The organism is Lysinibacillus sp. 54212, assembly GCF_036662795.1.
In the GTDB taxonomy this organism is placed as follows: Bacteria; Bacillota; Bacilli; order Bacillales_A; family Planococcaceae; genus Lysinibacillus_B.
The window spans coordinates 1-20,680 of the sequence record NZ_JBAFWZ010000028.1 but is presented as its reverse complement, the minus strand read 5'-3'; the positions used below and the strand labels follow the sequence as shown (position 1 = coordinate 20,680).

General features: G+C 38.5%; 16 protein-coding genes. 15 read left to right on the top strand and 1 reads right to left on the bottom strand.

Translation table 11 applies throughout. The annotated features are described in order from the left end of the window. Position 1 precedes the first annotated feature (1 nt). The 11 genes from fliD (at position 2) to V4T18_RS15550 (ending at position 13,345) form a co-directional block, all read left to right on the top strand. On the top strand, positions 2-2,410 hold the full coding sequence (gene fliD / locus V4T18_RS15600) for a flagellar filament capping protein FliD (RefSeq protein WP_332650936.1): 2,409 nt from the start codon (positions 2-4) through the stop codon (positions 2,408-2,410). A gap of 19 nt (positions 2,411-2,429) precedes the next feature. Continuing rightward, positions 2,430-2,789, top strand: coding sequence for a flagellar protein FliT (locus tag V4T18_RS15595; protein WP_332650934.1), 360 nt, complete (start codon positions 2,430-2,432; stop codon positions 2,787-2,789). 27 nt (positions 2,790-2,816) lie between these two features. After that, a complete protein-coding gene (gene fliS, locus V4T18_RS15590) occupies positions 2,817-3,221 on the top strand; it encodes a flagellar export chaperone FliS (RefSeq protein WP_332650932.1) in 405 nt (134 codons plus the stop codon). Positions 3,222-3,356: 135 nt separating this feature from the next. Beyond that, positions 3,357-4,595, top strand: coding sequence for a glucose-6-phosphate isomerase (locus V4T18_RS15585; RefSeq protein ID WP_332650930.1), 1,239 nt, complete (start codon positions 3,357-3,359; stop codon positions 4,593-4,595). Next, positions 4,573-6,231 carry a phospho-sugar mutase gene (locus V4T18_RS15580; RefSeq protein ID WP_442916954.1) on the top strand — a complete coding sequence of 553 codons (1,659 nt, stop codon included), beginning with the start codon at positions 4,573-4,575 and terminating at the stop codon, positions 6,229-6,231. The genes V4T18_RS15585 and V4T18_RS15580 overlap by 23 nt, the downstream gene beginning before the upstream one ends. A 521-nt stretch (positions 6,232-6,752) precedes the next feature. Then, positions 6,753-7,334: a competence protein ComK gene (locus V4T18_RS15575; protein WP_332650925.1), complete on the top strand. Its 582-nt coding sequence runs from the start codon at positions 6,753-6,755 to the stop codon at positions 7,332-7,334. Positions 7,335-7,647: 313 nt separating this feature from the next. After that, on the top strand, positions 7,648-8,034 hold the full coding sequence (locus V4T18_RS15570) for a PilZ domain-containing protein (protein WP_332650923.1): 387 nt from the start codon (positions 7,648-7,650) through the stop codon (positions 8,032-8,034). Between the two features lie 93 nt (positions 8,035-8,127). Continuing rightward, positions 8,128-8,676 carry a ribosome hibernation-promoting factor, HPF/YfiA family gene (gene hpf / locus V4T18_RS15565; protein ID WP_332650921.1) on the top strand — a complete coding sequence of 183 codons (549 nt, stop codon included), beginning with the start codon at positions 8,128-8,130 and terminating at the stop codon, positions 8,674-8,676. A gap of 173 nt (positions 8,677-8,849) precedes the next feature. After that, positions 8,850-11,360: a preprotein translocase subunit SecA gene (gene secA, locus V4T18_RS15560; RefSeq protein ID WP_332650920.1), complete on the top strand. Its 2,511-nt coding sequence runs from the start codon at positions 8,850-8,852 to the stop codon at positions 11,358-11,360. A 371-nt stretch (positions 11,361-11,731) separates the two neighbouring features. Beyond that, positions 11,732-12,836, top strand: a protein-coding gene (prfB, locus tag V4T18_RS15555) for a peptide chain release factor 2 (protein ID WP_332650974.1) whose coding sequence is annotated in 2 segments (ribosomal slippage) — positions 11,732-11,803 and positions 11,805-12,836 — 1,104 coding nt in all. Because the reading frame shifts where the segments join, the coding sequence is not laid out codon by codon here. 152 nt (positions 12,837-12,988) lie between these two features. Next, positions 12,989-13,345: a hypothetical protein gene (locus V4T18_RS15550; RefSeq protein ID WP_332650918.1), complete on the top strand. Its 357-nt coding sequence runs from the start codon at positions 12,989-12,991 to the stop codon at positions 13,343-13,345. A 1-nt stretch (position 13,346) separates the two neighbouring features. Here the strand turns inward: V4T18_RS15550 and V4T18_RS15545 are convergent, their stop codons facing one another. Next, a complete protein-coding gene (locus V4T18_RS15545; protein ID WP_332650916.1) occupies positions 13,347-13,844 on the bottom strand; it encodes a competence protein ComK in 498 nt (165 codons plus the stop codon). A gap of 177 nt (positions 13,845-14,021) precedes the next feature. On the opposite strand from V4T18_RS15545, the gene V4T18_RS15540 reads away from it, so the two are divergent. The 4 genes from V4T18_RS15540 (at position 14,022) to V4T18_RS15525 (ending at position 20,607) form a co-directional block, all read left to right on the top strand. Further along, a complete protein-coding gene (locus tag V4T18_RS15540; RefSeq protein ID WP_332650914.1) occupies positions 14,022-14,264 on the top strand; it encodes an IDEAL domain-containing protein in 243 nt (80 codons plus the stop codon). 194 nt (positions 14,265-14,458) lie between these two features. Then, positions 14,459-16,441 (top strand): excinuclease ABC subunit UvrB, encoded by a 1,983-nt coding sequence (gene uvrB / locus V4T18_RS15535; protein WP_332650912.1) that lies wholly within the window; start codon positions 14,459-14,461, stop codon positions 16,439-16,441. Positions 16,442-16,447: 6 nt separating this feature from the next. Further along, positions 16,448-19,315, top strand: coding sequence for an excinuclease ABC subunit UvrA (uvrA, locus tag V4T18_RS15530; protein ID WP_332650910.1), 2,868 nt, complete (start codon positions 16,448-16,450; stop codon positions 19,313-19,315). Positions 19,316-19,398: 83 nt separating this feature from the next. Further along, the gene (locus tag V4T18_RS15525; RefSeq protein WP_332650909.1) at positions 19,399-20,607 is read left to right on the top strand and encodes a DUF4097 family beta strand repeat-containing protein; all 1,209 of its coding nucleotides are present in this window, start codon (positions 19,399-19,401) and stop codon (positions 20,605-20,607) included. Positions 20,608-20,680: the final 73 nt, after the last annotated feature.

Genomic DNA, 20,680 nt, shown 5'->3' with positions numbered 1-20,680 from the left:
TATGGTAATGCGTATTGGTGGATTAGCGTCCGGAATGGATATCGATGAGTTAGTAAAAAAGTTAATGAGTGCTGAGCGAGCTCCCCTAAATAAATTATATCAAAAGAAAACAACATATGAGTGGCGACGAGACGCGTATCGTAGTGTGAATACAAAAATAAAAACATTTGATACTTATATTTCAGATAATCTAGTACTAAAAAGTCTAACGTCTAAAACAGCAACAAGTTCAAATTCTAACTTAGTGTCTGCTATTGCAACAGGTAAAGCAACAGGTACACTATCAATTGAGGGGGTTTCCCAGCTTGCGACTGCAGCACGTGGTGTTGGAAATCAAATTAATGCAACAGGATCTACGAAATTGAGTGAGTTAGGTATTGGAGAAACTTCAATTGAATTAAAGGCTATTCAAAGTAACGGAAGTATTGCTGCAACGGGAACAAAAATTGAGTTTGATCCAAGTACGACTACTGTAGATCAATTAATCAGCAAAATTAATTCTAGTAATGCAGGTGTGAGTGCTATTTTCGAAGGTGGTAGATTATCAATTACCGCTAAGAATACGGGGGATAACAAGTTTGGTTCAGAAGTACAAGTAACCTCTGGAGCAAATGTTTTCGGTAAACTAGGTTTTACAGCATTAACTGGTCAAGCATCAGGTGATTTAGCTTCTGGTGGAACAAATGCGATATTCCAGGTCAATGGTATTGCAACAGAACGTTCAACTAACACTTTTACAATTAATGGTTATAGTTTAACGCTTAAAGAAACATTTAACCAAGGTTCTACTATAGCAAGTAAATACAACGCTGCCTGGACAGAATGGGATAACGCTACTAATAAAACTGATTTTACTGATTTGGCCAATAAAGTAAGTGCTGCAACAAACGAGTATAATACAGCAAATACAGCATATGACAATGTATTTAATTCTATTTTTCCAAATGCTCAATTAACTGAAGATCAGCAAGCCACTTATAACAAAATTAACGATCGTAATTTATTGATGAATTTAACTTCTGCTGATATGGCTGAATTAAAATCTCTAACTGCAGATATTTCTTCAGATGAGAATTTTAATACTTGGTTACAAAATGCAACTTCTGCTGATATTTCTGACGATTTAAAAGCTAAGTTGTCGGGTATAACTAGAGATCAATTTACAACGCTTAAAACCTTAGATGACGCTAACTTCAATAAAATGAAGAGTGCTGCAGAGTTAAAAACATATGAAACAATAGGTGCTAGCTTCTTGAATGGTTTAAGCACAGAAGAAGTAACTAAAGTAAAAAGTATGCTAGGCAAAACTGAAGAAGAATTTAATACTTCAATAGATAGTTTAAAAAATGGAACGGATGCTGAAAAAGCGCTCGCAAATAAATTAAGTGCTTTAAGTGGAGAACAAAAGCAAGCAATACGTCAATTGTCCGCTACTCAATTAGATAACTTTCAAAAAGTAGCAACGGCTGAGGTTGAAAGAAATTCGAAATTACAATTAAAAAATACAGCAGAAGCTAACGAAATTGCTGCAATAAATCGCAAAGCTACTGCTGAAGAAACGTTGAAAGCAGCTTATCAAGAATATAAAGCTCTAAACGGAAGTATTCCAGGTGTAGATGAATCCAATCTATCTACATATCAAGCTTCTGTTAGTGTACCAGCAAATACAGCCAGCCCTGTTACGATGACTTCTTCTACAAACGTAGATGATATGATGACAAAAATTAAAGAGTTTGTGGATACGTATAACGGATTAATTAAAGACTTAACTGATCAAACAAAGCAATCAAAATATAGAGATTATGCACCATTAACTGATGAGCAAAAAGAAGATATGTCTGAGAACGAAATTAAGCTTTGGGAAGAAAAAGCTAAGAGTGGTTTACTGCGAAATGATGCCATTATTCGTGAAGGTCTTGCTGAGATGCGTTCTTTAGTCTATCAATCAAATCCTGGTATTGATTCCCAATATAATACGTTATTTAGTATAGGTATTACGACATCTAAAAACTATAATGACGGTGGTACATTGGAAATTGATGAAAATAAACTTCGTAAAGTATTAGAAGAGGATCCAGATGCTGTAGAAAAGCTATTTAAAAATAGTGAAGGGAAAAAAGAAGATACAGTAAATGGTCAAACTGTAGATACACGAGGTTATTTAGATAAGTTACGTTTTACTGCAATGAAATCAATTGAGGTTTCAATTGAGAAAAAAGCAGGACGCTCTACGATGACAAATGCAGAATTTTCCATTGGTAAAAACCTAATAGATACAGAGAGCCGTATTTCAACATGGAAAAGAAAATTAGAAATGGTCGAAGCCCGCTACTGGAAGCAATTTGGTGCCATGGAATCTGCCATCAACAAAGCAAACCAACAATCAGCAATGTTTATGCAGGGACAATAATCATTAGGTGGCATAAAGAATGGAAATGGTACAACAACTTTTACAAGTGTCAGCGAAGCTATATCAGCATTTGACAGACTTGCCTAAAGAAGAGCAACGAGATGAATATATTGAGAAGGTTCACCTTTTATTGGATGAACGTGGTATACTAATCGAGAAAATGCAAATCGATGGATTTCAAGTAAACTTAGGAAACAAATCCCATGTTATGCTAGCTGAATTAGATAAAGGTATACGTGAGCGTTTGAATAAGGTGATGAAATCTATTCAGGTCGATTTAAAGGATTTACAGAATGCTAAGAAAAACGAACAGCAATATATGAATCCTTATGCCAGTGTTCAAGTGATGGATGGACGCTACTATGATAAAAAGAATTAATTAATAGCTTCTGAGGGAGTGGATTATTTGTCAACACAAGCTGCAGCCTATAATGCATATAAACAAAACAGTGTCACAACAGCATCGCCTGGTGAGCTTACATTAATGCTATACAATGGATGCTTAAAATTTTTGGAAAAAGCGAAAGTTGCGATTCTTGATAAAAATATTGAAGAGCGCAATTACTATATTCAACGTGCACAGGCGATTATTTCTGAATTTATGTCGACGTTAAATACAGATATTGAAATTTCAAATCAAATGCTACCGTTATATGAATATATGAATCGTCGCTTAACAGAAGCAAACATTGGAAATGACATTACAATCATTGAAGAAGTGGAAGGTTTAGTAACAGAATTCCGTGACACATGGAAGGAAGTTATTAAAATTACACGTCAGCAGCAATATAGTAATACAGATCAAATTTAATGATTTTTCACCTGTCACCTTAATTAGGGTGGCAGGTTTTTTATTTTTCTCTAAAAGTTTTTAAGTAATCCCTAGTCTATTCCCAAGAGTCAATCAATATACTAAAAAATACGTATTTTTTTAGGAGTTGACAATGTGATTAATTTTCAACAACTTGCCAATGTGCCGACAATAAAAGCACCTTTTATTCCGGAACTCACGAATTATAATTGCTGTTCAACCGAGGAGTTATTCGCCATTGAACAGCTCGCCTACGAGGTTAAGGAAAAAGCGAGTGTATTTTTAATTATTGGGGTAGGTGGGTCATTTTTAGGGGCGCGTGCTGTGATCGATGCGCTAACACCCTATTTCCGCACGAATAATGGCGTCGAGATTCAGTATGCGGGTCATAATATGAGCGGCGCTTATTTAAAACAACTACTAACGTACTTAAATACAAAAGAAGTGTATGTTAATGTCATTTCAAAGTCGGGTTCGACGATGGAGCCAGCGTTAGCTTTTCGGATTGTTAAGCAATATATGGAGGAGCGTTATGGCGTAGAGGCACAGCGACGAATTATTGTTACGACGGATGCAGACAAAGGGATTTTGAAAGAGATTGCCGATAAGGAGGGATATCGTCAGTTCGTTGTACCAGGTGATGTTGGCGGACGCTATTCTGTTTTTACACCAGTGGGCTTACTACCGATTGCTGTTGCTGGCATTGATATAGGACAGTTTGTAACTGGCGCTAGAATAGCGGGCGAGGATTTTTCGGATTCGAACGCTAATAATAACCGGGCCTACCAATATGCCCTAGCCCGTTTTGAGCTTTATAAGCGCGGTTATTCGGTAGAGCTTCTTGCATCGTTTGAGCCACGTTTAAATAAATTGCATGAGTGGTGGAAGCAGTTGTTTGGTGAAAGCGAAGGAAAAGAGCATAAAGGGCTGTATCCTTCAACTGTAAATTATTCAACTGATTTACATGCCATCGGGCAATTTATTCAAGAGGGTAGTCGAATCATGTTCGAAACGCTCATTCACTTTGAGGAGATTGAAGAGGATATTAGTATTCCGTATATGCTCGGGGACTGTGATGGTTTAAATTATTTAGCAGATCGCTCAATGAATGGTATTAATGCAACCTCGAAGGACGGGGTGGCGCTTGCACATGAGGAGGGCGGTGTACCAGTATTAAAGCTGGAGCTGCCAAAGCTAGACGCGTATCATGTTGGCTACCTAATGATGTTCTTTATGAAGGCCTGTGTAATGAGTGCAGCCTTACTAGGGGTTAATCCATTTGACCAACCAGGTGTGGAAGCTTATAAAAAGAAAATGCTACAGTTATTAAAAGAAGATGTGGTGATTGCAAATGCAAATGAAGGAAAAATATAATCGTTGGCTTGAACATCCTATATACAGGGCTGAGCTTGAGGAAATAAAGCATAATGAGGCTGAAATAGCGGACCGCTTTTATCAAACCGTACCTTTTGGAACAGGCGGTATGCGCGGGAAGCTTGGTGCCGGGACGAATCGTATTAATGTCAATACGATTCGTCTTGTTGCGGAGGGGCTTGCACGACAAATTGCTGCTGCAGGTGACGAAGCGAGGACACGCGGTGTTGTAATTGCGTATGATACACGTCATTTTTCGAAAGAGTTTGCTTACGAAACAGCGGGAGTACTTGCTGCGCATGAGATTCGAAGCTACGTTTTTAAGGAAAGCCGACCAACGCCTGAGTTAAGCTTTGCAGTCCGTTATTTATCCGCATTCTCAGGTGTTGTAATAACGGCAAGCCACAATCCAAAGCAATATAACGGCTTTAAAGTGTATGGTGAGGACGGGGCACAGCTAACGCCGCAATTTGCAGATAGAATCGTAGCTCACATGGAAAGTGTCCAAGATCTATTCCGTTTAGAGTCACTTTCTAAAGATACACTACTAGAATCAGGCTATTGTACGGAAATATTAGAAGAGCTTGATAATGCTTATCAAAAGGCTTTAAAAACATTAGCACAGCACACGGGGAAGAAGGATTTGCCCCTCGTGTATACACCGTTACATGGGGCAGCACTTGTACCAACAGCCTGTGCTTTAGCGGAGGCTGGCTTTCATCATGTTAGTATTGTGGAGGAGCAAGCGAAGCAGGATGGTGATTTTCCTACTGTGAGCTATCCAAATCCCGAGGAAGCAGACGCGTTTAGACTAGCGATTGAACTAGGGCAGAAGACGAGTGCCGAGCTATTGTTAGCAACTGACCCAGATGGCGATCGTCTTGGTGTAGCAGTTCGTGATGGGGATTCGTATAAGCTTTTAACGGGTAATGAGCTCGGGGCGCTGCTACTACATTACATTCTATTGGGTAAAAAAACATTACCAATCAACGGTGCAATCGTAAAAACTATTGTAACGTCAGAGCTTGGTGCTGCAATTGCAGAAAGCTTTGGAGTAAAAACAATTGAAACGCTTACTGGCTTTAAGTTTATCGCTGAAAAAATAGCCGAGTGGGAGAGAACAGGTGAGTATACGTTCTTATTCGGCTATGAGGAAAGCTATGGCTATTTGGCTGGTGATTTTGTTCGAGATAAGGATGCTGTGCAAATTGCGCTACTAACGGCAGAGATGGCCTCTTATTATAGCGAGCAAGGAAAAACTTTGTTAGATGGCCTACAAGCATTGTACAAGGAATATGGCTTCTACAAGGAAGAGTTAATCTCGCTGACATTCGAAGGGATCGACGGAAGACAAAAAATCGCGTCAATTATGGAAACCTTCCATCAAGATCCACCGAGGGAGTTTGCACATATTAGGGTTGTGAAAGTAGAAGATTACAGTCTTGGCAATATAAACGGCTTACCTATGGCAGATGTAGTGAAATTTATATTAGCAGACGAATCATGGATTTGCGTACGCCCTTCCGGAACAGAGCCAAAATGTAAGTTTTATATCGGTGTGAAGAAGGACAGTGAGGCTGCTAGTAAGCAAGCCATTGAAAATATTAAAGATGATTTGAAACAATATATGGAATAGAGCGAGAGCACCTTAATTGAGGTGCTCTTTTTGGCTAGCGTATATGTGTATATTCGTATACGCATATATTTAGATCGGGGTTTGTAAAATATTGATCTTATAAGAAGTATAATAATACATTTATACTTTCGTTGTAGATTATTTGAAACCAAATAATTAATTGTTCAGAATATATAGAAAATAGGTATAACTAAATGTAAAATACTAGGTATATAAGGGTGATTTGTACTATTTATGGGTCTGGAGTGTTTAGATTTATTTTATTTAAGGTTCTATTTTCATATATTTTGAGTGGCGTTTTACATATGGGGTTGTTGTTTATAGTATTCATACAGTAATAGCGTGGTTTTACATTAAAGGGGGTGATTAATGTTTTGAGCTCTCACAAGAAAATCCCCGGGTAAACAAGTCGTGGCAGACAGTACCCGAGGATTTGGACGACAGGAGTATCCTGCCTTTGTTCAGTATACTCCTTTTTTTGAAGATTTTGTAGTTTCTAGAATCAAAAAGGAGGATTAGTGATGAAAAAAAGCACAGTATTTTACTTAAAGCACGATTCAGCAGCGATTATTCCATTTACATCTGATTATGGCGAGATTCATTCTGTAGTATTCAATAATAACCAAAAGGTAGAAGTCCCACTTTCACCAAAGGAAATAATCGATCTTAATTTGCGTAGAATAGGGACAAGCCTAAGAGGAGCAAAGGATGGAGCGAAGGAAGTATTAGGTTCAGCTAGTATGCACCCTGTTGTACTAAGTATCGAGAAAGGGATGTACTGGTTCCCAAGTGAATCTTATAATAATGATTCTTGTGCATGGTTTGCACTTCGTTGTATTCAGGATTGTGAAGCTATGGATGCAAATGAAACAGTGGTGATGCTAACGAATGGTTATAACGTAAATATAGAGGTTTCAAAAAATTCCTTTAAAAAACGGCTTCAAAATGCAAGGGAGTTTAAATGTATTATTGAAGAACGATCAAATCAAATCCTATCAGACTATATTGATAAGAGAACCGATATTTCGATTATTAAGGATGGTCACCGTGTAGAATATAGGATTGAAAACGATGAAGAAGATGAAAATGATGATGAAAAGTAATCCTCGTTTCATCCAGCTACAATAAATTAGGTGTGCAGAAAATCACGGAAAAGTCATTTTTTATTGATTTCTTATGTAGCAACACACGTAGGTTAAAGTGAATAGTAACGAAGACTCATACTTTATTTTGAAAAGTATGAGTTTTTTTAGATAAAAACAACATTAATGTATTAAGATAATGTATAATTTTAGGGAAATGGACTTGATTTTAGTTTGAATTATTATTCTAAAAATAGTAATTAAGATGATAGACGAGTAAATGTAATATAAAGGATAATTAATGTATTGTCATAGTGAGTTTGGGGGTAGCGACATGATTTTTAAACGGCAGGAAGGTTTTCGGTTCTCGTTTGGGGAACCACTTGAGGCAAAATTCGTTATTTTAATTGACGGTAAGCCATTTGATTTGGAGCGAACATCTAATACATGTAAAATATTAGACATTAGCCCTCGGGGTATGAAAATATCTTCTGAAGTAGATCTTAATGAGCATATAAACAAAATGCTACAGCTTGAAATATGTTTTACCTTAGATGTAACTGAAATTAAATGTGTGGGTGAGATTGTCTGGTCAAAGCCTTTTGGAAGCTGCACCCATTATGGCGTTGTCATTTATAATCAAGCGGCAGTGGAAGACCTAATTATTAATGAACTTAAGCTACGCCGTCGTAAAGAGGTTCTTCGGTCAAAATCAGAATAAAAATTTTTTTAAAAAAATTTTTGAAATGAAGCAGGATTTTTTAAATGGAAATAGAAATAATATATTATAGCCGTAATTTAAGGAGGAGTTTACATGCTAAAGTTTAACATTCGTGGTGAGAACATTGAGGTAACTCCAGCGATTCGCGACTACGTTGAAAGTAAAGTTGAGAAAGTGGAACGCTATTTTAACGAAGATGTTAACGCAAACGCTAACGTAAATTTAAAAGTGTATAATGATAAGCAAACAAAGGTTGAAGTGACGATTCCTATGAAAAATGTGACGCTTCGTGCTGAAGAACGTCATGACGATATGTATGCTGCTGTTGACCTAATCGTCGACAAGCTAGAACGACAAATTCGTAAACATAAAACGAAAGTAAATCGTAAATTCCGTGAGCGTGAAGGGTCAGGTATTTACTTCGCCAATGTATCGCAAGGTGGACCTTCAGTTGAGGAAGAGGAATATACAGTAGTTCGTACAAAACAGTTTGACCTAAAACCAATGGATCAAGAGGAAGCAATTCTTCAAATGAATATGCTAGGTCATGATTTCTATATTTTCACAGATGCAGAGTCAGAAAGCACAAACATCGTATACAAACGTAGAGATGGCAAATATGGCTTAATTGAAACAAATTAATGAATGTAGAGCTCCTGTTTCTGACAGGGGCTTTTTCATTTGGAAAAGTGTATAGTACTAATACTATTTAGTGAATTATTCGTCATATTTTTGGGGAATTCCGCTGTCAATTTGCACCACCTCTATACTAAATGATAAAATGAAGCTTGATACTATATGGGAAGTGAAAATAGATGCTAAACATATTAAATAAAATGTTTGATTTCAATAAAAAAGAAGTAAAACGCTTAGAAAAAATCGCTGATCAAGTTGAGGCACTATCTGGTCAAATGGAAGGCTTATCAGACCAAGCTCTACAAGCAAAAACACCTGAGTTTCAAAATCGCTATCTTAATGGCGAATCTCTAGATAAACTATTACCGGAGGCGTTTGCGGTAGCACGTGAGGCATCTCGCCGTGTACTTGGGATGTATCCATTCCGTGTGCAGGTGATGGGAGCTGCTTCCTTGCATGATGGGAACATTTCAGAGATGAAAACTGGTGAAGGTAAAACGTTAACATCGACTATGGCCGTTTATTTAAATGCAATAACTGGAAAAGGTGTGCACGTAGTCACGGTCAATGAGTACCTTGCTACACGTGACGCAAATGAAATGGGCGAGCTGTACCAATGGCTTGGCTTAACAGTTGGTTTAAACTTAAATAGCTTATCGAAGGAAGAGAAGCGTGCTGCTTATGCGGCGGATATTACGTATTCGACGAACAATGAGCTGGGCTTTGATTATCTTCGTGACAATATGGTGCTCTACAAGGAAGATCGTGTACAGCGTCCGTTATTCTATGCTGTAATCGATGAGGTCGACTCGATTTTAATTGATGAAGCACGTACGCCGCTTATCATTTCAGGACAAGCTGGAAAAACGGCACAGCTTTATGTGCAGTCGAATGCATTCGTTCGTATGTTAAAGCAAGAGGAAGACTACAACTATGATGAATCGACGAAAGGTGTTACATTAACGGAAAATGGGATTGAGAAGGCCGAGCGTGCATTTGGAATCGATAACTTATTCGATTTAACACATGTTCGTCTTAACCACGCGATTAACCAGTCGTTAAAGGCACATGTTTCGATGCATCTAGATGTTGATTATGTTGTGCAGGACGGAGAGGTAGTAATCGTCGATAGCTTCACAGGTCGTTTAATGAAGGGGCGTCGTTATTCTGATGGTCTTCACCAGGCGATAGAAGCGAAGGAAGCTTTAGAAATTCAAAATGAATCGATGACAATGGCAACAATTACGTTCCAAAACTACTTCCGTATGTATGAAAAACTGGCAGGTATGACAGGTACAGCGAAAACGGAAGAAGAGGAATTCCGTAACATTTATAATATGAGTGTTATTGTCATTCCGACGAATAAGCCGATTATTCGTGATGATCGTCCAGATTTAATTTATGCATCGATGAAAGGGAAGTTCGAGGCGGTTGCAAAGGATATTGCAGAGCGTCATAAGGCTGGTCAACCTGTTTTAGTCGGTACGGTTGCGATTGAAACATCTGAAATTATTTCGCAGCTATTAACAAAATATAAAATTCCACATAATGTATTAAATGCGAAAAACCATGAGCGTGAGGCTGAAATTATTGCTACTGCGGGTAATAAAGGCGCGGTTACAATTGCAACGAACATGGCTGGTCGTGGTACGGATATTAAACCTGGTGAAGGTGTGCTTGATATTGGTGGTTTAGCAGTTATTGGTACTGAGCGTCATGAATCTCGTCGTATTGATAATCAGCTGCGCGGTCGTTCTGGTCGTCAAGGGAATGCTGGTGTAACGCAGTTCTACCTATCGCTTGAAGACGAATTAATGCGCCGATTTGGTTCAGATAATATGAAGGCGATGATGACAAAGCTTGGAATGGATGATACGCAGCCTATCCAATCGAAAATGGTTTCACGTGCCGTTGAGTCTGCTCAAAAACGTGTTGAAGGTAATAACTTTGATGCGCGTAAACGCCTATTACAGTATGATGATGTACTTCGCCAGCAACGCGAGGTTATTTATAATGAGCGTTACGAGGTACTGGAAACAGATAATATGCGTGGCCTTGTCGAATCGATGATTGAGCAGGCCATTGAAAATGCCGTTGCGATTCACACACAAGGTGAACAGAAGGAGTGGAACTTAAATGCGCTTGAAGATTATATTTCGGCGACGTTTTTAGATGAGGGTGATTTAACAGTTACTGATTTTGAAGGCTTAAATGCAGAGCAAATCGGTAATGTCATTAAAGAAGTCGTAACTGTTCGCTATAACGAAAAAGAAGAAGCGATGACGCCTGAGCGTATGCGTGAATTCGAGAAGGTTATTTTACTTCGTTCGATTGATACGAAATGGATTGACCATATCGATGCAATGGATCAGCTTCGTCAAGGAATTCATTTACGTGCTTATGGCCAAAATGATCCGCTTCGTGAATACCAGCAAGAAGGATTTGCGATGTTCGAGGATATGGTAGCTTCCATTCGCGAGGATGTTGCCAAATACGCGATGAAGGCGGAAATTCGTAACAATTTACAGCGTGAGGAAGTGGCGAAAGGACAAGCGGTTAATCCGAAAGAGGAAGGAACTGCAAAGCCTAAAAAAATGCCAGTTCGTAAAGCTGAAAATGTTGGGCGAAATGATCCATGTCCATGCGGTAGCGGTAAAAAATATAAAAACTGTCACGGAGTAGGACAATAATTTTTATTGAATTTGTTTGACTGGATAGAGTGATGTTTTGTGCGTATAGCGCGATCATTTGTGCGGATAGAGTATGTTATGTGCGAATAACGCGATCATTTGTGCGGATACAGATATATTTCGTGCGTTTGACACATCCATTCGCGTAGTTAGGATCAATTTTGTACATTCTGTCTCTTTCGTGAAATAAAATAAGAATAATTAATAGTAACTTTTCAACCGAGGTCACCATAATACAATAAGGTGACCTGGTTTTACCAAGCAGCGAAGAAAATTATACTGCAAAAGAAATTCATCATCTCGCCCTATAAAAAGGCGAGATGTGTTTTTCTACTAAAGGTTAGGAATTAAATAACGGGGGATTTTAAATGATTGAATTAGCAGAAGTAAGAAATATCCTTGAAAATACAGCTACAAAATTAGCGGATTTCAGGGGGTCTCTTTGACTTAGAAAACAAAGAGGCACGTATACAAGAACTAGATGAAATGATGTTAATGCCTGACTTCTGGAACGACCAGCAGGCAGCACAAGTCGTGATTAACGAAGCAAATGGGATTAAAGCTATTGTGAATGATTACAATGATTTAGTTTCAACTCATGAAAATTTGGAAATGACGCTTGAGCTATTAAAGGAAGAGCCAGACGAAGAGCTGCAGGCAGAGCTTGGAACAGAGCTAGAAGAGTTCCAAACAAATATGTCGGACTTTGAACTGCAAATGTTACTTTCAGAGCCGTATGATAAAAACAATGCCATTTTGGAGCTTCACCCTGGGGCTGGAGGTACAGAATCTCAAGACTGGGGTTCGATGTTGTTACGTATGTACACTCGTTGGGCAGATAAGCGAGGCTTTAAAGTGGAAACATTAGATTATTTACCTGGTGATGAAGCGGGTATTAAATCGGTTACGCTAAAAATTTCAGGTCATAATGCATATGGTTATTTAAAGGCGGAAAAAGGTGTACATCGTTTAGTTCGTATTTCACCGTTCGATTCATCAGGCCGTCGTCATACATCCTTCGTTTCCTGTGACGTTATGCCAGAGTTTAACGATGAAATTGAAATCGACGTGCGAACAGAAGATTTAAAAATTGATACGTATCGTGCAACAGGTGCTGGTGGGCAGCATATTAATACGACAGACTCAGCTGTTCGTATTACCCACACGCCGACGGGAACAGTTGTACAATGTCAGTCTGAGCGCTCGCAAATTAAGAACCGTGAGTCTGCCATGAAAATGTTAAAGGCGAAGCTATATCAATTAGAAATTGAAAAGCAAGAACAGCAGCTAGCTGAAATCCGTGGTGAGCAGAAGGAAATTGGTTGGGGCTCTCAAATCCGTTCTTATGTGTTCCATCCATATTCAATGGTAAAGGATCACCGAACAAATGAAGAAACGGGAAATACAGGAGCGGTAATGGATGGCGATTTAGATGCATTTATTAATGCCTACTTACGTTCGCGTATCGTAAAATAATCAGAAAAGCTTTTTATGTGATGAGATTATGCTCGTCCATAAAGAGCTTCTTTTTTTGAGGAAAATTCCGGTCTTGTTTTTCGAATTTGCAAATGGTGAAAAAAATATGTACAATACAAAAGGGAACGCTTGTTCTGTTTGGAGGGTTGAAAATGCAGAATCTGGATGTAGAAAGGGCTTATTTGGAGGCTATTATTTATTTACCGATGCTTTTAATTGTACTTGAAAGAGATCATACATTATTTGAAATGGGAGAATTTAAATTAAAGGGACCATATTTGCACTTAGTTGATGATGCTAGAACTTGTATTGAGGCAGATTTAAAAAGAGCGAAGGCGTATGTAACGGAAAAAAATATAAAGGTCATTCGTGCCGAAAAAGATGATTTATTTACAGAATATCATGTTCATTTTGCGAATACTGTAGAAGTGCGAAGATATTCTAATATACGCCTTCGAAATCACAGTGAAAAGTTATTAAAAGCCTATATTCGTAAAACAATTCAATAATTCATAAAGGAACAAATCGATTCCAATGCTTAAGGATGGCTTTGTATAACATAGCTGAAGTGACATACTGATTATTCAATGAAGAAATATGAATAAAGAGATCGACTTCAAGAGAATCCTTAAATGTTACCGTTACATGTGTTCTATGGTTAACAATATTTGTGATGGCATTAAATGAAACCCAAATATTATTATGAGATTTCGGTGACATTAACGGAAACATGACTTGTGGATGGCCATAATCAGTTGCAACGACGAGTGGGAATTTATGTTTGTTTTCATCTAAAAATTGTTTCGACCGATTAATGGAGGCTCTGTAGTTACTCCCCATATTTTCACAGGCAATATGAATAAGTCTTAACGGTCTTTTGGATACTTCAATAACGCCACTCTTTTCATAAACGATTGTATGAATTTTTTTGTCCTGCTTTTTTGATTCTAGTAAGTACGTATTACTTGTAATATTGTAGTCACTAACAAAACGAGTTGGTACAGTCAAATCGGTTTCCTCCTTTGTGAATTTTTAGAATTAAGTGACACCTAAATAATACCTAGTTTCAATAAGGAATACAACATTTTTTAGAAAATTCAGAAATTATATAAAGATTATTCTGAAAATATTGCAAATTGATGACTTTTTTTTTATAATAAAAAAAAGGGTATCGGGGTGATATCGATGGATAAGTATTATTCGTATACAGATTTTTTACGAGCAGTAGGGCATTACCCACGTGAGGCAGAAAGTGAGAAACTGTTAACCGACATTTATGTAGACTTATTTTTAAACCGGCTTCAACGTATACAGCGCATTGAGAGGCTGGAGGAGCTCATCGATATGTCATTAGATCAAAGAAACGAACAAGCATTTTTCGCACATACGCAGGAATTAAATGAATTACTCGAATCAATTGAAAACTAAATTCTATATTCCGTAAAAAAATTACACTTTTAACCTTACTAGTAGCTATAATAATTTCTAAAAATCGCCAGGTGTTCTATGGCGATTTTTATTTTTGTTTAAAAATTAGAATATACGTTCGCTTTATTGTCGATAATTAACAGTAGGTATGATAAAATGTACGTATTAGAAATGCAGGAAAGGACGAACAACAAATGAACGAAACTTTTGAAATTCAGTCCAATTATAGACCAAGTGGTGACCAGCCATCAGCAATTAAGGAGCTAGTGCAAGGTATTCAGGAAGGGAAGCGTCACCAAACGTTGCTTGGCGCAACAGGAACAGGTAAAACATTTACAATATCGAACGTTATTAAAGAGGTAAATAAGCCAACACTTATTATGGCGCATAATAAAACGCTAGCAGGTCAGCTGTATAGCGAATTTAAAGAGTTTTTTCCAAATAATGCAGTCGAATATTTTGTAAGTTATTATGATTACTATCAACCCGAGGCGTATGTCCCTCAAACAGATACGTTTATAGAGAAAGATTCAAGTATAAACGATGAGATTGATAAATTGCGCCATTCAGCAACATCAGCGCTATTTGAGAGAGATGATGTCATTATTATTGCATCCGTTTCTTGTATTTATGGCTTAGGTTCTCCAGAGGAATATCGTGAAATGGTCGTATCGATACGAACAGGAATGGAAATTGAGCGTAATGAACTGCTTAGAAAATTAGTCGATGTACAATATGAGCGTAATGATATTAATTTTACGCGTGGAACGTTTCGCGTCCGAGGAGATGTTGTAGAAATATTCCCTGCTTCTCGAGATGAGAGATGTATTCGAGTAGAATTTTTTGGTGATGAAATAGATCGTATTCGCGAGGTAGATGCACTAACGGGCGAAATTTTAGGCGAACGAGAGCATGTTGCAATCTTCCCTGCATCCCACTTCGTAACACGCGAGGAAAAGATGAAAAAAGCAATCGATAATATCCAAATAGAGCTTGAGGAGCAGCTATCAAAATTTCGAGCAGAGGATAAATTACTTGAAGCGCAACGATTAGAGCAGCGGACAAACTATGACCTAGAAATGATGCGTGAAATGGGCTTCTGTTCTGGAATTGAAAACTATTCACGTCATTTAACACTGCGTGAGTCAGGAGCAACACCGTACACCCTGCTCGATTATTTTCCAGAAGATTTTCTGCTCGTTGTAGATGAAAGTCATGTTACCCTGCCACAGGTGCGGGGGATGTATAACGGTGACCAAGCACGAAAGCAAGTGTTGGTGAATTATGGATTCCGATTGCCATCAGCGCTAGATAACAGACCGTTGAAATTCGACGAGTTCCAATCAAAAGTGTCACAGGCAATCTATGTTTCAGCAACACCTGGACCATATGAATTAGAGCATACACCAGAAATGGTAGAGCAAATTATTCGACCAACAGGGTTACTGGATCCGACAATCGATGTACGTCCGATCGAAGGGCAAATTGATGATTTAATCGATGAAATTCATGAACGAATTAAAAAGCAAGAACGTGTTCTTATAACCACTTTGACGAAAAAGATGTCAGAGGATTTATCCGCTTATTTAAAGGAAATGGGATTAAAGGTTGAATATTTACACTCTGAAATAAAAACGTTAGAGCGAATTGAAATTATTCGTGAGCTACGTAAAGGAACATATGATGTGTTAATTGGGATTAACTTATTGCGGGAGGGGTTAGATATTCCAGAAGTATCCCTTGTCGCGATTTTAGATGCAGATAAAGAAGGATTCCTACGTTCAGAGCGCTCATTAATTCAAACAATCGGGCGTGCAGCACGAAATTCGAATGGTCATGTCATTATGTATGCAAATAATATGACCGATTCGATGAAAAAAGCAATCGATGAAACAAAGCGTCGTCGAACGATTCAGGAAGCTTATAACAAGGAACATGGCATTACCCCACAAACAATTATAAAGAAAATTCCTGATATAATTCGTGCCACGCAGGCGGCAGAAGAAGAGGAAACATATGTAACAAAGGCGACGAAGGGGAAGAAATTAACAAAAGCAGAAATGGACAAGTTGATTTCGTCACTAGAGGTCGAAATGAAGGAAGCTGCAAAAGCGCTTGATTTTGAACGAGCAGCAGAATTGCGTGATACTATTTTTGAATTGAAGGCAGAAGGGTGACGAACTGTGAAAAATACAGAAATTATAGTACAAGGTGCACGTGCACATAACTTAAAAAATATTGATGTAACAATTCCAAGAGATAAGTTAGTTGTATTAACGGGATTGTCTGGTTCAGGGAAATCGTCACTTGCTTTCGATACGATTTATGCAGAGGGACAGCGACGTTATGTAGAATCACTTTCTGCATATGCCCGTCAATTTCTCGGTCAAATGGATAAGCCTGATGTAGATGCGATAGAAGGACTGTCACCAGCAATTTCTATTGACCAAAAAACGACAAGTCGTAATCCGCGTTCTACGGTGGGAACAGTAACGGAGATTTATGATTATCTACGATTATTATTTGCCCGTGTAGGAAAGCCGGTTTGTCCAAATCACGGCATCGAAATTAGCTCACAAACAATTGAGGGTATGGTTGATCGACTAATGGAATATCCAGAGCGTACGAAAATGCAGCTATTAGCACCGATTATAGAGGGGCGAAAAGGGACTCATGTAAAGCTGTTAGAGGATTTAAAAAAGCAAGGCTATGTTCGTGTTCGAATCGACGGAGAGCTACGTGACCTGGATGACAATATAGAGCTGGATAAAAATAAAAAGCATACTGTTGAAGTTGTCGTTGATCGAATCGTTATAAAAGAAGGGATTGCTGCCAGAATAAGTGATTCATTGGAATCGGCACTTCGACTTGCTGAAGGTCGTGTACTAGTCGATGTGATGGAGCATGAGGAACTGTTATTTAGTGAGCACCATGCTTGTCCACAATGTGGCTTTTCGATTGGGGAGCTTGAGCCGAGAATGTTTTCCTTTAATAGTCCGTTTGGTGCCTGTACTTCCTGTGATGGGCTAGGTGTGAAGCTTGAAGTGGATATAGATTTAGCAATTCCAGATAGAGAACTTACATTGCTTGAAAATGCGATTGCACCTTGGGAATCGATTAGCTCACAGTACTATCCACAACTCTTAAAGGCAGTATGCAATCACTATAATATTCCAATGGATGTACCGGTGAAGGATATTCCAAAAGAACAGCTAGATAAAATTTTAAAGGGTTCCGGTAAGGAAAAAATCCAGTTTGACTACGAGAATGAATTTGGAAGCAAACGTAGCCAGTTAATTGAATTCGAAGGTGTTTTGAATAATATTGAGCGTCGCTTCCGTGATTCAAGCTCTGATTACGTTCGCGAGCAAATGGAAAAATATATGGAAGAGCAGCACTGCCCATCTTGTAAGGGCTATCGTTTAAAGCCTGAAACCTTAGCGGTAAAGGTCAACGGGAAGCATGTTGGGGAAGTAACAAAATACTCGATTCAAGAGGCGAACGCTTTCTTTGAAGAACTGCAGCTATCTGACAAAGATATGCAAATTGCTCGACTCATATTGCGAGAAATACATGAACGTCTTGGTTTCCTTATTAATGTGGGGCTAGATTATTTAACATTATCACGAGCAGCTGGAACATTATCGGGTGGTGAGGCACAGCGAATTCGGCTTGCTACACAAATTGGCTCACGCTTAACAGGTGTGCTATACATTTTAGATGAGCCATCCATCGGTTTACACCAGCGAGATAACGATCGACTCATTGCAACGCTCCAAAGCATGCGGGATTTAGGAAATACGTTAATCGTCGTTGAGCACGATGAGGATACGATGCTGGCTGCAGATTATTTAATAGATGTTGGCCCTGGTGCAGGCGTGCATGGCGGTCAAATTGTCGCACAAGGAACACCTACAGAGGTAATGGCAAACGATGCGTCATTGACAGGGCAATATTTAAGTGGGAAAAAATTTATCCCATTACCGATTGAACGCCGTCAACCGGATGGTCGTAAAATAACGATAAAAGGTGCTACGGAAAATAATTTGAAAAAAGTTAGCGTCGATGTGCCACTAGGAATATTTATTGCAGTAACAGGCGTTTCCGGATCAGGAAAGTCCACGCTCATAAATGAAATCCTATACAAATCACTTGCTCAAAAATTAAATCGATCGAAAGTAAAACCAGGAGCACACAAGGATATTACTGGTATAGAGCAGCTAGAGAAGGTTATTGATATTGATCAATCACCAATCGGTCGAACACCACGATCTAACCCAGCTACATATACGGGAGTATTTGATGATATTCGTGATGTTTTCTCAGTAACAAATGAAGCAAAGGTGAGAGGCTATAAAAAAGGGCGCTTTAGCTTTAATGTGAAGGGTGGTCGCTGCGAGGCCTGTCGCGGTGATGGAATTATAAAAATTGAAATGCACTTCTTACCCGATGTATATGTGCCTTGTGAGGTCTGTCATGGAAAACGCTATAATCGCGAAACGTTAGAGGTGCGCTACAAGGATAAAAATATTGCGGATATACTAGAAATGACGATAGAGGATGGGGTTCATTTCTTTGAAAATATCCCTAAAATTCAACGTAAATTACAGACACTAGTCGATGTAGGATTAGGGTATATGAAGCTTGGACAGCCAGCGACTACATTATCAGGTGGTGAAGCGCAGCGTGTAAAGCTAGCCTCCGAATTACATCGTCGTTCTACAGGGAAGTCATTCTATATTTTAGATGAGCCAACAACTGGCTTACATGCTGAGGATATTGCGCGCTTATTAAAGGTATTGCAGCGACTCGTTGAAAATGGGGAAACCGTTCTTGTCATCGAGCATAATTTAGATGTAATTAAAACAGCAGATTATATAATCGATCTTGGTCCAGAGGGCGGCGATAGAGGTGGAACAATTGTGGCAACGGGTACACCAGAAGAGATTTGTGAAGTAAAGGAGAGCCACACAGGATACTATTTAAAACCGATACTACAACGTGATCGAAAGAGAATGGAACTATGGATTCAACACGCAAAAACAAAATAGTGAAAAAGCTATCTTCCGTTGTATGAAACTTTTTCTCCTCCCTTATCGTATAATAAATTAAATAACGAGAGGGAGGCTTTTTTATGGATGAGCGTAAACGTATTTTAAACTTAGTAGAAAATGGTACGATTTCAGCAGATGAGGCAATCAAGTTGCTAGAGGCATTATCAAAGCAAAAGGAACCAGCTTCGACAGCTCTTACATCGACTGAAGAAATGCATGAACAAGCAGCAAACGATGAGCCGAAATCAACATTCGAGTCGAGAGAAGAAACATCCCAACGTAAAACAACAGGATTTGAAGACATATTTGGAAAAGCCTTTAATAAGGAAACGAATAAAAAAATGGACGAGTTCATGCATGAATTGCGAAATGATTTATCAGAGCTTAGTGGACGTATGATGAGTATGATGAATACAACCTTTTCAAAAATTAAGGACTTTGATATTGAATTCCCGTTCGGTGAAAAAGTGGAGTTTGATAAAACATATGCCTTTGATGTAGAAGCGGTGAGAGGCTTTGAAATTGACATGCCAAACGGTAAAGTCACAGTAGAAAAAACGGAGGAGCCAAAAGTATTAATTGAAGCTCATGTGAAAATGCAACGAAAAGAATCGGAGCAAGATAGCATCGAGCGCTTCTCAGAGAACTTCGTACAATTAAAATCAGGTAAAATAGAAATTTCCACACAATCAAAGGTAGCTCATGTTGCACTAAAGATACTCTTACCAAAAAAGCAATATGATGTATTTATCGTCAGATTGTTAAACGGTGGCATTACATTTAGTGAAGTCGAAGCAAAGGTAGTTAAGGCAAAAACGTATAATGGCGCTGTAAAGGCAGAAAAGGTAATGTTTGATCATGGAGATTTACAATCTGCTAATGGGGCAATTGAAGCAACGGGTATTAAAGGTACAGATTTAGAGGCAGAAACTGCAAACGGCCGAATTTATATCGATGGAGATGTCAAGGAAGTGGAGGCCGAGTCCGTCAATGGGCATGTTGTTGTCACGACGACCTCAAATGCTGCACATAAAATAAAGGCTCGTACAGTTGCTGGTGCTGTGGAATTGTACGTACCGAAAAATGTGTCATTAGATGGGCAGGTTTATTCGAACTTTGGAAAAACGGATGTAGGCTTACCCGATGTGACAGCGCGATCAACAGAAGATGCTTTTCTTATAAAAACTGTTCGTTTTGATAAGGTTGTTGAGGATGCCCCACTTTTAAAGCTAGTAGGGGAATCACGAACGGGTTCAGTAATTGTACGCTACACAACACAAGGTGAATAAAAAAAGATGTGAAGACAGGTAAAATGGTACCTGTGGATAGGACACTTGAAAAAGAGTGTGCTATTCACAGGTA

Excerpts from the sequence above, each read along its gene's own strand:
- uvrB (WP_332650912.1), top strand. The coding sequence starts at position 14,459 with ATGAACGAAACTTTTGAAATTCAGTCCAATTATAGACCAAGTGGTGAC.
- V4T18_RS15580 (WP_442916954.1), top strand. The coding sequence starts at position 4,573 with ATGCAAATGAAGGAAAAATATAATCGTTGGCTTGAACATCCTATATAC.
- fliD (WP_332650936.1), top strand. The coding sequence starts at position 2 with ATGGTAATGCGTATTGGTGGATTAGCGTCCGGAATGGATATCGATGAG.
- hpf (WP_332650921.1), top strand. The coding sequence starts at position 8,128 with ATGCTAAAGTTTAACATTCGTGGTGAGAACATTGAGGTAACTCCAGCG.
- V4T18_RS15540 (WP_332650914.1), top strand. The coding sequence starts at position 14,022 with ATGGATAAGTATTATTCGTATACAGATTTTTTACGAGCAGTAGGGCAT.
- V4T18_RS15595 (WP_332650934.1), top strand. The coding sequence starts at position 2,430 with ATGGAAATGGTACAACAACTTTTACAAGTGTCAGCGAAGCTATATCAG.
- V4T18_RS15525 (WP_332650909.1), top strand. The coding sequence starts at position 19,399 with ATGGATGAGCGTAAACGTATTTTAAACTTAGTAGAAAATGGTACGATT.
- V4T18_RS15575 (WP_332650925.1), top strand. The coding sequence starts at position 6,753 with ATGAAAAAAAGCACAGTATTTTACTTAAAGCACGATTCAGCAGCGATT.
- V4T18_RS15550 (WP_332650918.1), top strand. The coding sequence starts at position 12,989 with ATGCAGAATCTGGATGTAGAAAGGGCTTATTTGGAGGCTATTATTTAT.
- secA (WP_332650920.1), top strand. The coding sequence starts at position 8,850 with ATGCTAAACATATTAAATAAAATGTTTGATTTCAATAAAAAAGAAGTA.
- V4T18_RS15570 (WP_332650923.1), top strand. The coding sequence starts at position 7,648 with ATGATTTTTAAACGGCAGGAAGGTTTTCGGTTCTCGTTTGGGGAACCA.